Here is an 11,183-nt window from a genome sequence, read left to right as displayed (position 1 = left end):
TATAATAAGTAAAGTTTTGAATGGGACAGTCTGTTCAAAGCGTCTGGTAGTTTAAAGAAACTGGTGAGAATGAATGATGAAACCTTTTGCATATGATCTGACTTTCCCTGGATGGAAAGAGTGGATGAAAGAAAATCAGCAGCCAGCTTTCCGCGCGAAACAAGTGATGGACTGGCTTTATGTCAAACGGGTGGATGCGTTTGATGAAATGACCAACTTGCCTAAGGATTTGCGGGAGCGGTTGAATGAGACGTTCCGCTTGCAACCGTTGGACGTGTTGACCACCCAAGTCTCTTCCGATGGGACAGTGAAGTTTTTGTTTGGTTTGCATGACAAACATGCCATTGAAACGGTGATCATGCGCCACCAATACGGCATCAGTGTCTGCGTGACCACGCAAGTTGGTTGCCGTGTCGGTTGCACGTTTTGCGCATCCACGCTGGGCGGTTTAAAACGGAACTTGAGCGCAGGCGAAATCGTGGCCCAGGTGGTGCAGGCCCAGAAGTATTTGGATAAAACGGATGAACGTGTGAAATCCGTCGTGGTGATGGGTTCAGGCGAGCCTTTTGAAAATTACGAACCAACCATGGATTTCATCCGCATCATCAATGATCCCGCCGGTTTACATATTGGACAGCGGCACATCACCGTTTCTACCAGTGGCGTCGTGCCCAACATCTATCGCTTTGCGGATGAGGATTGGCAAGTGGGCTTGGCCATCTCGCTCCATTCACCCAACACCGACCTGCGTTCCAAATTGATGCCGATCAACCGGCGGTATCCGCTGGCTGAATTATTGGACGCCTGTTGGTACTATTTAGAGAAAACTGGGCGTAGACTCACTTTTGAATACGCTTTGATCGGGGGCAAGAATGACCAGCCTGAGCATGCGCACGAGCTGGGCAAACTCTTGAAGGGGATGAATTGCCTGGTCAATCTGATTCCGGTCAACTATGTGCCGGAGCGGGATTACACCCGCACGCCGAGAAAACAAGTGTTTGAGTTTAAACGCATCCTCGACTCCTATCGCGTTAACACCACCATCCGCAGAGAGCATGGCCATGATATCGATGCGGCGTGTGGACAATTGAGAGCAAAGCATAGTAATGTAAATGCGTGAGATAGATGTTCTCCTGAAACCGGCATTTGCGTTGCATGCCGCGTTTACCGGCGGTTCCGGTAACCATGCAGTGACGCGTTCTCTTTGCATTGATATGGCAAGCGGACAACGAAATAAAGGGAAAGGGGTAACCGGAGATGTTGATGGCACGGCGTACTGACATTGGCCGCGTGCGCGATCTCAACGAAGACAGCACAGGTCTTTTTGTCACCGATTCCGGAACGGTGATCGCCATTGTCGCGGATGGCATGGGCGGTCATCAAGCCGGTGATGTCGCTAGCAGCGAAGCGGTGGACACCATTCAAAACGTGTTAAAGATAGAGAATTTGAACGTCTCCACCGATGAGAAAAGCGAAGTCTTGTTACATGCGGTGGGCAAAGCGAACGAACGAGTCTATACACTCGCCACCGAGAATAGTCATATGCAAGGGATGGGTACGACCACGATCGCGGCGATTGTGGATGAGCATGAAGTGGTTTTGGCCCATGTCGGCGACAGCCGCGCGTATGTGTTGCACAATGATGGGCTGTACCAGTTGACCGAAGATCATTCCTATGTAAATCTCTTGATCAAGCACGGGCAGATCACGGCGGAAGAAGCACGCAATCATCCGCAACGCAATATGATCGTCCGTGCGGTGGGTACCAGTGAGGATGTGGAAGTGGATTTGGTCAACACGCCGTGGTCGGAGGGGGATTTCCTGCTTTTGTGTTCTGATGGGCTCACCTCCATGGTTAGCGAGCGGGAAATCGGTATCGTTTTGTCATCCACAAGCATGAGTATAGATGAGAAAGCAGATAAGTTGATCCAACTGGCATTGGAAGCTGGTGGAAATGATAACATTTCCTTAATTCTTCTACAACATACAGGAAGGTCGGCTACATCTTAATCGGGTTCAAGGAGGAACGAGGTGACCATGCAGATGGAAGGGAAGAAGCTGGGGGGACGGTACGAGATAGTGAGCCGTGTTGGCGGCGGAGGGATGGCGGTTGTATATAAAGCGAAAGACTTGCTCCTCCATCGTTATGTGGCCATTAAAGTGCTGAGCGAATCCCTTAGCAACGACTCAGAATTCATACGTCGCTTTAGTCGGGAAGCGCAAGCTGCTGCGAGTTTGTCTCACCCCAATGTAGTCAATGTTTATGATGTGGGGAAAGATGGATATACGCACTACATCGTCATGGAATTGGTTGAAGGGCCGACATTGAAGCAATACATTTTGGAGCGCGGGCCGCTACCGGTGCAAGAGGCTGCTAACATCGCGATGCAGATCTGCGACGGTTTGGCGCACGCACATGAAAACCAGATTGTGCATCGCGATATCAAACCGCACAACATCTTGCTGGGTTCCAATGGCCGAGCCAAAGTGACCGACTTTGGGATCGCCCGTGCGGCTAGTTCGTCTACGATCACTCAGACGGGTTCGGTAATGGGATCGGTTCATTATTTTTCGCCGGAGCAAGCGCGTGGCGGCGTGATCGGCGAAAAGTCAGACCTCTATTCATTGGGGATCGTGCTGTATGAGATGTTGACAGGGCGCCTGCCGTTTGACGGGGACTCCGCGATTTCCATCGCTTTGAAGCATTTGCAGGAACAGCCGGATGATCCGCGTCGTTTCAACGAGCAGATTCCCGATAACATGGCGGGCATCATCATGAAAGCGCTGGACAAAGATCCTAACAACCGCTTCGCTTCTGCCCGCGATATGATGCACACCCTGCAACAAGCGGTGCAGATGGGGCCGCGGATGGAGTCCAATTGGAGCGCTTCACCCAAACCCGCGCAGAAGCAGATGTATCAGACGATCCCGTTGACCGATGACGACAACGACCCGCCTGTGGCCACGATGAAAGAGGAGCGGGAGCCGTCATATCGCTCACCGATCCAACGGCCGGAGATTCGCTCCAGCACACAGAAACAGCCTGGCCTGGGCGACAAGACACTGGCCAACTTAGAACGGTTGAAAAACGTGCCCAATGGTGGCGATCAAACGATTTTCCAACGCACCGTCGTCTGGTTGGAAAACGTGCAGGCCAAACTGCCGTGGTGGCAGAAGCTCTTATTCGGACTCTTTACCGTCTTTGTGATCCTTGTCATTAGCGTCTGGGGTTTTAATCAAATTTGGGGATTGTTTAGCGGTGGCAGTGACGAAACTGCAGGTCAGCATACAACAAATATGATTGAGGTGCAAGAGTTTAAAACGTTGAATGAACTGAAAGCTTTTGCTAAGGAAAATGATCTTAAGCTGGAACAGCATTTTGACGCCGATGCTGAGCCCCAGGAAATCGCAAAAACGGAGCCTGCGGCAGGTGAAAAGATTCAAAAGGGCGACACCCTTAAATATTGGGTGGGGCCGGATGGATATACAGTTGAAAATTACGTTGGAATGAAGGAATCGGCTATAAAAGTTAAACGAGATCAAGAAAATCGATATAAAATTAAAATCTTTTGGTGTCCAAGCGGTGGGAGTCCTTATACAGCTTATGATCAGAAGCCTAAAGCTGGAGAACAAGTGAAAGCTGGTGGCGTAGTCGAGGTGTATACTTTCACACCTGAGGTAGCTAGTACTTACACTGAGTGTAAACCAGCTAAGAGATAATTACAAAAGGAGGTCCTATATGCCGGCAGGGCAAATCGTCAAAGCGATCAGTGGATTTTACTATGTGCGCTCGGAGACGGGGGAAGTGTTCCAATGCCGGGCGCGCGGCGTGTTCAAATTTGAAAAGAAAAAACTAACTCCGCTGGTGGGCGATTTCGTTGAGTATGACGTGACGGGGTTGGACGAAGGCGTTGTGACCTCCGTCCAACCCCGTTATTCTGAATTGACACGCCCACCCATCGCCAATGTGGATCAGGCAATTGTCGTTTGTTCCCTTCGCGAGCCGCATTTTCAACAGATGCCAGTGGACCGGTTTCTGGTCCATGCGGAGCGGGAAGGATTGGACATCGTGATTGTGATGACCAAGCGGGATTTGATTGAAGATGAGAGCGAGATTGAACGAGTGAGAGAGATTTATCACGCGGCTGGATATCCGGTGGTTGCCACCAGCATTCATACCGGCGAAGGGCTGGATGAGGTTCGGGAACGGTTGGCGGGGAAAGTGTCCGTGTTTGCGGGGCAGTCGGGTGTGGGCAAATCCTCTCTGCTCAATCAGCTGTTGCCGGGTCGGCGGCTGGAGACAGGTTCGGTGAGCAAGAAGCTGGGACGGGGCCGCCATACGACGCGACAAGTGGAGCTGTTGCCGCTTGACAGCGGCGGACAGGTGGCCGACACTCCCGGATTCAGCCAATTGGCTTTTCAGGGGATGGAACCCACTGATCTCGGCGTCTGCTTCCCGGAAATACGCGAACGGGCAGCGGCATGTCGATTCCGGGGTTGTCTCCATCTGAACGAACCGGGGTGCGAAGTGAAAGAGGCGCTTTTAAACGGGGAGATCCATCCGGATCGTTACCAGCATTACGAAACGTTTATGAATGAGATCAAAGAAGCGCTTTTAAGGAGGTATTAAGCATGATCAAAATAGCCCCATCGATTTTGTCGGCCGATTTCGCGCGGCTGGGTGATGAGGTCCGGGAAGCGGAACAGACTGGCGCCGATTGGATTCATGTCGATGTGATGGATGGCCGGTTTGTGCCCAACATCACCTTGGGTCCGGTGGTGGTGGAGGCGATCCGGCCCCACACCCGCCTGCCGCTGGACGTCCACCTGATGATTAACGAGCCGGATCGCTATATTGAAGCTTTTGTTAAAAGCGGTGCGGATGTGGTGTCAGTGCACCAGGAAGCTTGTCCCCATTTGCATCGCACCGTACACCGCATCAAGGAGCTGGGTGCCAAGGCGGGTGTGGTTATCAATCCGGCGACGCCCGTTTCGCTCATCGAACCGATTCTACCAGATGTGGATTTGGTTTTGCTCATGACCGTCAATCCGGGGTTTGGTGGGCAGAAGTTCATCTCCAGCGTGTTGGACAAGATCGGACAAGTCCGCAGATTGCTGGTTGAACGCGGCTTGTCTCACGTCGATGTGGAAGTAGATGGTGGAATCAATGCGCAAACGGCGGCACTCGCCGCTCAAGCGGGTGCCAATGTCTTGGTCGCCGGGTCGGCGGTATTTGGACAGGTGGATCGCCAAGCAGCGATGGCTACCATCCGGGAGGCGGGCGAGCGGGCGTACAGTCGTGGCTGACGCTTTTTTGTTCGATTTGAGTAGGATAACCCGTCCTATGGCATAAAGAAGGAGACGGTAACAGCATGAGACAAGGACAACGTTTAGTCAGTATGGTGGAAGTGGCCATCATGGCTGCCATCGCGATTGTCTTCAACCACATGACGCCGTTTCAATTGTGGCCCAACGGGGGATCAATTACCCTCTCGATGGTGCCCATTGTGGCGGTGGCGTTTCGTCGTGGAGTGAAACCGGGACTGGTGTGCGGCCTGTTGACGGGGGCATTGCTGATCGCTTTAGGTGGAACGGTTGTCCACCCAGCGCAGGCCGCGCTCGACTATCCGATTGCGTTTGCCGCCGTTGGCCTGGCCGGGTGGGTGCGGCTTAGCGAGGGGCGTTCCCGCCAACAGCAATTATGGCTGATCGGTTTAGGCGTGTTGGTGGCTGGAGGCATTCGTTACTTGGCCCATGTCGCGTCAGGGGTCGTTTTTTTCAGCGAGTATGCGGGTAACCAGCCGGTGCTGTTGTATTCGCTTGGTTACAACGCCACGTTTATGGTGCCGGAAGTGCTGATCACGCTCGCTGTTTGCGGTGGCGTGTATTGGACTGCCCCTCAGCTATTGTGGCGTCGTGAACGGAGGGGATGAGGTTTGTCTCGACAACCGAGGGTTTATGTGGTCGCGGGCGGCGAGGTGACGGAGGAAGAATTGATGGTCATCCAAGTGGAACCGGGATTTGTGATCACGGCAGATGCGGGGGCACAAGCTTTATTGCGGATGGGAATGAAACCAGACTTGGCGGTGGGCGATTTTGACACGACGGGTCGCGGATTCGTAGGCGAATTGGCCCGGCTAGAGGTTTCGACTGAAGCATTGCCAGCGGAAAAAGCGGTGACCGACCTGCATTTCGCGCTGATCAAAGCCATAGAGCGAAGGCCGGATGAAGTGCGGATCTTGGGGGCGCTCGGCGGCCAGCGGTATGATCACATGTTGGCCAACATCGCTTTGTTGGAGTGGTTGGCGGAGCAGGGTGTTCGTGGCGTGTTGCTCCACCGCACCAACCGCATCCGCTTGTTGGTCGGACCGGGCCGGCTCTCCCTCCCTCGGCAAGGTTTTCAGTATGTGTCATTGATTCCGCTGTCGAAGGAGGTGCGGGGCGTGCGGACGGTCGGGTTGAAATATCCGTTGCACGGCGAAACCCTGCATCGCATCGAGAGCAGGGGGATCAGCAATGAATGGAGCGACGCCGAAGCGATGGTGGCGATCCAGACTGGGAAGCTTTTGGTGGTGGAGAGCAGGGAAGGGCTCGTCCCTTAATTCCCTGTTCTAGGTACCATTTTCACCCTATAGAATATAAATAAGTTGATGACATGTATCGCGGTCGATTCGACCGGGACGGTTAAGGGGTGAGAACGTTGCGTTTCTATACCATCAAGCTGCCCAAGTTTCTAGGCGGCGTCGTCAAAGCGATATTAGGCATGTTGAAGAAAGACTGAGCATCAACCCCCAGTTGTTGCAAAAACAAAAAAAGCACCCAGTGAGGTGCTTTTTCTTTTGGCTTTACACGCGGGTGACCAAGCCGGATTTGAGAGCACGGGTGCTCACATATACGCGTTTTGGTTTGCCATCAACGAGGATACGCACTTTTTGTACGTTTGCTCCCCATTTCTTCTTGGTTTTGCGGTTGGAGTGGCTAACTTTATTTCCGGTACGTCCTTTTTTGCCAGTAATATAACATACGCGAGCCATTCTTCTGCACCTCCTCTGTCTTTCGTGCGAAAGGCTTCCGGGGATGGATATGATCCGGTGGGAAGCCCCAACGAAAATGGCAGGATCGTCCATGTTCCTGCGTCATGCTGATGGCCATTCCCCATGATGGAAGACTGGGGATTCTTGAGTGACCGCTTCGATGGAAGGGCGACCCAAGCGCACTCCGCCGGCCCAGCGGTGCCACGGATTTCATTGTCATCGGAAAGGCGCCGGACTGGCAGTTAAGTTCACCGCTTTGTCCAGCCTACTTCCTTCATCCGTTCGATAAGGACTAAACACCAGCACATTGTAGCATACCTCTTCTTTACTTGCAAGGTGCAGAAGAGTTCAGTATCATGAATGTGTTGTTATCCTTTAAATCATCTTGGCAGTATTGTACAATTGTTCTAGTTAGCAAAGAAACCTCACTTCGGGAGGAATATGTATGAGCTTAGAAGTTTCCACGCAATATGGACAAATCGAAGTGGCCAATGAAGTGATTGCGACGGTAGCGGGCATTGCTGCGATGGATTGCTACGGTCTTGTTGGCATGGCTTCACGTAGTCAACTGAAGGACGGAATCACTGAACTCCTGAGACGGGAAAACTTGAGCAAAGGGATTGAAGTGCGTTCGGAACACGGTGAAATCGTGATCGACATGCATATTATTGTCGGCTATGGCACCAAGATTTCGGAAGTGGCTCACAACGTTCAATCAAAAGTGAGATACACCCTTGACCAAATGATTGGGCTCAAGGTGAATCAAGTCAACATCTTTGTACAGGGTGTGCGGCTGGTGAATGAGGAATAAGGAGGAACACTGTTGGGACAGCAATTTATTGACGCAACAATGTTTTTACAGATGATGCGCGCCGGTGCGCGTAGCTTGAATAATAATGTGGAAACGGTGAATGCCCTGAACGTTTTCCCTGTGCCGGACGGGGATACGGGGACCAACATGAACCTGACCATTACTTCCGGTGTGCAGGAAATGGAGAAATCCGCCACGGCTGAGACCGTGGGTAAGCTGGCGGAAGCGCTTTCTCGGGGACTCTTGATGGGTGCGCGTGGCAACTCGGGCGTGATTTTGTCCCAGTTGTTCCGCGGCTTCTCCAAAGCGGTTGTCGATAAGGAACGGATCAACGCCCGCCAACTGGCCGACGCGTTTCAGCGTGGGGTGGAGACGGCTTATAAAGCCGTGATCAAACCAGTTGAAGGGACCATCTTGACTGTGGCGCGCGAGGCTGCCGATGCGGGGATGAAGCGGTCCTGGGGCACCGAAGATCCGTTGGTGATCATGGAAACGGTGTTAAATGAAGCCAAGCGGACACTGGCGCGGACGCCGGACATGTTGCCCGTGTTGAAGACGACAGGGGTTGTCGACGCCGGCGGTCAGGGGCTGGTCTTTATTTATGAAGGGATGTTTGCCGCCCTTTCCGGACAAGCAACGGCTGAAACTACCGAAGTTTCCGCGTTGCCCGATCTGGATTCTTTGGCTTCGATGGCGCATGAAAATTTCCAAGCTAAGATCGACCCATCGGAAATCGAGCACGGCTACTGCACGGAATTTATCATTAACCTGAAAACCGACCGCCGCGAAACCAAGCTGTTCGACGAAGAGGCGTTTCGCAACGAAATCGGCCAGTTTGGCGACTCGCTCTTGGTTGTATCCGACGAAGAATTGGTAAAAGTACATATCCATGCGGAGTTTCCGGGTGATGCCCTCAACTGCGCCATGGCATATGGGGATTTGACGCGGATCAAAATCGACAACATGCGTGAGCAACACGCAGCAGCGGTCGGCGAAGTACCAGCGGCCAAACCTGCGCCAAAAGCTGCGCCGGACAAAAAGTACGGCATTGTGGCTGTGGCGGCAGGCCCGGGGATTGCTGACATCTTCCGTTCGCTACAAGTAGATGTGGTGATTGAAGGCGGTCAGACGATGAACCCTTCGACAGAGGAGATCGTCAAGGCGATCCGCCGCATCAATGCTGAGCATGTCATCATCCTGCCCAACAACAAGAACATCATTTTGACGGCAGAGCAAGCAGGCGAAGTGGTTGACACGCCAGTGACCGTGCTGCCGACGCGCACCATACCGCAAGGCTTGTCCGCTCTATTGGCCTTTGATGCCGATGCTGAGCCGTCTGCCAATGAAGAGCGTATGCGGGAAGCGTACCAAGCAGTGCAATCGGGTGAGCTTACATACGCCATCCGCGATTCCAAGCTCGATGGGCATGAGATCAAAAAAGGTGACTACCTTGGAATCCGCGAAGGCAAGATCGAGCTGGTCGGTCAAGAAGTGACCGAGACGGCGGTGGAATTGGTGTCGCGGATGGTCGGTGAAGGGGCGGATGTGGTGACGATCATCTACGGTCAAGATGTGACCACGGACCAAGCCGAAGCCCTTCAAAAAGCGATCGCGGAGAGACATCCTGATGTGGAAGTGGAAGTCCATGAAGGCGGGCAACCGGTCTACTACTATCTCTTCGCCGTAGAATAAGCTTGTGGGAGGTCTCAGCATGGGAAATGTGAAAGTCTTTTGTGACAGCACTGCCGACATTCCGCAACATCTGATCGAGGAGCTGGATGTCACGGTCATTCCGGTCAAGGTTCAAGTGGCCGGAGAATCGTATTTGGATCGGGTGACGATCACGCCCGCTCAGTTTTATCAAAAGATGAAAAGCACTCCTGATCTGCCGATGACTTCGCAACCGTCTCCGGTTGAGATCACCGAGGCGTATCGGGAAGCGATTGAAGCTGGGGCGAAGGAGATTTTGTCGATCCATATTTCTTCCAAGATGAGCGGCACTTACCAAACGGCGTTGTTGGCTAAGTCGATGATTGAAGAGGAATACCCCGATGTCCGCATCGAGGTGATTGACAGCCGGGCAGTGACGTACGCGCTGGGCGTGCTCGTGGTGATGGCGGCCCGGGCGGCGAAACAGGGTCGCTCTTTGGCCGAATTGCAAGAATTGGTTCAGCGCTTGCGCGAGGAGCAAATACTGGTCGCATTGGTCGACACCTTGGAATATCTGCAAAAAGGTGGCCGGATTGGGAAGGCGTCTGCGCTGGTCGGTTCGCTCTTAAACATCAAGCCGATCATCTCAATCAATGACGAAGGCGAGATTTACGCGATCGACAAGGCGCGAGGGAAGAACAAGGCGCAAGCCAAAGCGTTTGAGCTATTGAAAGAGAAGGGGCCATCCGGACCGGTTTCTGCGGCGATCCTGCATGCCAATGAAGAGGAACAAGCTGACATCTGGCTGGAAAAAGTCAAAGCGTCGTTCGATGTCAAAGAAGTGGTCGTGGTCGATCTCGGACCGGCTGTTGGAACCCATGCGGGACCAGGCACCATCGGTTGTTTGCTGGTTCCCGTGGAGGAAAGTTAACTTGCTGTCGTGATTGAGGTGGAAAAATGAAGTACCGAACTGTTTTTGATATTATAGGTCCTATCATGATTGGTCCTTCAAGTTCTCACACAGCCGGGGCGGCAAGAATCGGACGTGCGGCCAGGACGATCTTCGGACGCCAGCCCAAGCGCGCCATCATCACGCTGTACGGATCGTTTGCGAAAACCTACCGCGGACATGGTACCGATGTTGCACTGGCAGGTGGACTGTTAGATTTTGATACTTTTGACAAACGAATGGTGCATTCGCTTGACATCGCCCGGGAAGAAGGAATGGAGATCATTTTTCGGGAATCTGAAGAGTTGACGGATCATCCCAACACGGCGCGGATCCGTTTGGAGGATGAAGAGGGCGACGTGGAAGTAGTGGGTGTCTCGATCGGCGGTGGCAAGATGGAGATCATCGAATTGAACGGTTTTGACTTGAAGTTGTCAGGCAATGATCCCGTGTTGCTCGTTTTGCACCAAGACCAGTACGGCGCGGTAGCCAGTGTGGCCACCGTGTTGGCCAAACATCAAATCAACATCGGATTTATGCAAGTGTCGCGGAAAGAAAAAGGCTCCCAAGCGCTGATGTCTATCGAGACAGATCAGAAAGTGGAGGAAGAAGTGCAAGCGGCAATCAGGAGCTTACCCGGTATCCATGCCGTGACGATTTTATAATCCGCCAGAGTAACCGCCGTTCCTTGTCGACCGGCGGTTTTCTTTGACGGATGATATTGGCAACCCTGCGCCGC

14 protein-coding genes are annotated in these 11,183 nt (G+C 52.9%); 13 read left to right on the top strand and 1 reads right to left on the bottom strand.

Features of this window, described 5'->3' with window-relative positions:
* Positions 1-76: 76 nt before the first annotated feature.
* From rlmN to spoVM, 9 genes are all read left to right on the top strand, one after another.
* The gene (gene rlmN, locus QQZ12_RS04415; protein ID WP_102993867.1) at positions 77-1,120 is read left to right on the top strand and encodes a dual-specificity RNA methyltransferase RlmN; all 1,044 of its coding nucleotides are present in this window, start codon (positions 77-79) and stop codon (positions 1,118-1,120) included.
* A complete protein-coding gene (locus QQZ12_RS04410) occupies positions 1,113-1,280 on the top strand; it encodes a hypothetical protein (protein ID WP_154987466.1) in 168 nt (55 codons plus the stop codon). The genes rlmN and QQZ12_RS04410 overlap by 8 nt, the downstream gene beginning before the upstream one ends.
* On the top strand, positions 1,258-2,010 hold the full coding sequence (locus QQZ12_RS04405) for a Stp1/IreP family PP2C-type Ser/Thr phosphatase (RefSeq protein WP_022736398.1): 753 nt from the start codon (positions 1,258-1,260) through the stop codon (positions 2,008-2,010). The genes QQZ12_RS04410 and QQZ12_RS04405 overlap by 23 nt, the downstream gene beginning before the upstream one ends.
* Positions 2,011-2,043: 33 nt before the next feature.
* Complete coding sequence (gene pknB / locus QQZ12_RS04400) at positions 2,044-3,720, top strand: Stk1 family PASTA domain-containing Ser/Thr kinase (protein ID WP_106341661.1); 1,677 nt, start codon at positions 2,044-2,046, stop codon at positions 3,718-3,720.
* Between the two features lie 19 nt (positions 3,721-3,739).
* Complete coding sequence (gene rsgA / locus QQZ12_RS04395) at positions 3,740-4,630, top strand: ribosome small subunit-dependent GTPase A (RefSeq protein ID WP_102992818.1); 891 nt, start codon at positions 3,740-3,742, stop codon at positions 4,628-4,630.
* A 2-nt stretch (positions 4,631-4,632) separates the two neighbouring features.
* Positions 4,633-5,307 carry a ribulose-phosphate 3-epimerase gene (gene rpe, locus QQZ12_RS04390; RefSeq protein ID WP_102992817.1) on the top strand — a complete coding sequence of 225 codons (675 nt, stop codon included), beginning with the start codon at positions 4,633-4,635 and terminating at the stop codon, positions 5,305-5,307.
* A 65-nt stretch (positions 5,308-5,372) separates the two neighbouring features.
* Complete coding sequence (gene thiT / locus QQZ12_RS04385) at positions 5,373-5,933, top strand: energy-coupled thiamine transporter ThiT (RefSeq protein ID WP_102992816.1); 561 nt, start codon at positions 5,373-5,375, stop codon at positions 5,931-5,933.
* A 3-nt stretch (positions 5,934-5,936) separates the two neighbouring features.
* Positions 5,937-6,602 (top strand): thiamine diphosphokinase, encoded by a 666-nt coding sequence (locus QQZ12_RS04380; protein ID WP_154987465.1) that lies wholly within the window; start codon positions 5,937-5,939, stop codon positions 6,600-6,602.
* An 89-nt stretch (positions 6,603-6,691) separates the two neighbouring features.
* Entirely contained in the window at positions 6,692-6,781 is a 90-nt protein-coding gene (spoVM, locus tag QQZ12_RS04375) for a stage V sporulation protein SpoVM (RefSeq protein WP_083465010.1), read from the top strand.
* 64 nt (positions 6,782-6,845) lie between these two features.
* On the opposite strand, the gene rpmB is transcribed toward spoVM, so the two are convergent.
* Positions 6,846-7,034, bottom strand: a complete 189-nt coding sequence (gene rpmB / locus QQZ12_RS04370) for a 50S ribosomal protein L28 (protein WP_022736392.1) — start codon at positions 7,032-7,034, stop codon at positions 6,846-6,848.
* Positions 7,035-7,479: 445 nt separating this feature from the next.
* On the opposite strand from rpmB, the gene QQZ12_RS04365 reads away from it, so the two are divergent.
* From QQZ12_RS04365 to sdaAB, 4 genes are read left to right on the top strand one after another with little or no spacing between them, the layout of a single operon-like run.
* Positions 7,480-7,845 carry an Asp23/Gls24 family envelope stress response protein gene (locus tag QQZ12_RS04365; RefSeq protein ID WP_102992814.1) on the top strand — a complete coding sequence of 122 codons (366 nt, stop codon included), beginning with the start codon at positions 7,480-7,482 and terminating at the stop codon, positions 7,843-7,845.
* 12 nt (positions 7,846-7,857) lie between these two features.
* Complete coding sequence (locus tag QQZ12_RS04360; RefSeq protein WP_102992813.1) at positions 7,858-9,537, top strand: DAK2 domain-containing protein; 1,680 nt, start codon at positions 7,858-7,860, stop codon at positions 9,535-9,537.
* A gap of 19 nt (positions 9,538-9,556) precedes the next feature.
* A complete protein-coding gene (locus QQZ12_RS04355; protein WP_102992812.1) occupies positions 9,557-10,426 on the top strand; it encodes a DegV family protein in 870 nt (289 codons plus the stop codon).
* A gap of 26 nt (positions 10,427-10,452) precedes the next feature.
* Positions 10,453-11,109 carry an L-serine ammonia-lyase, iron-sulfur-dependent subunit beta gene (gene sdaAB / locus QQZ12_RS04350; protein ID WP_102992811.1) on the top strand — a complete coding sequence of 219 codons (657 nt, stop codon included), beginning with the start codon at positions 10,453-10,455 and terminating at the stop codon, positions 11,107-11,109.
* Positions 11,110-11,183: the final 74 nt, after the last annotated feature.

This window comes from Laceyella tengchongensis (assembly GCF_900182735.1).
Classification (GTDB): Bacteria; Bacillota; Bacilli; order Thermoactinomycetales; family Thermoactinomycetaceae; genus Laceyella; species Laceyella tengchongensis.
The sequence above is the reverse complement of the archived record's forward strand: the minus strand, read 5'-3'. Positions and strand labels throughout refer to the sequence as shown.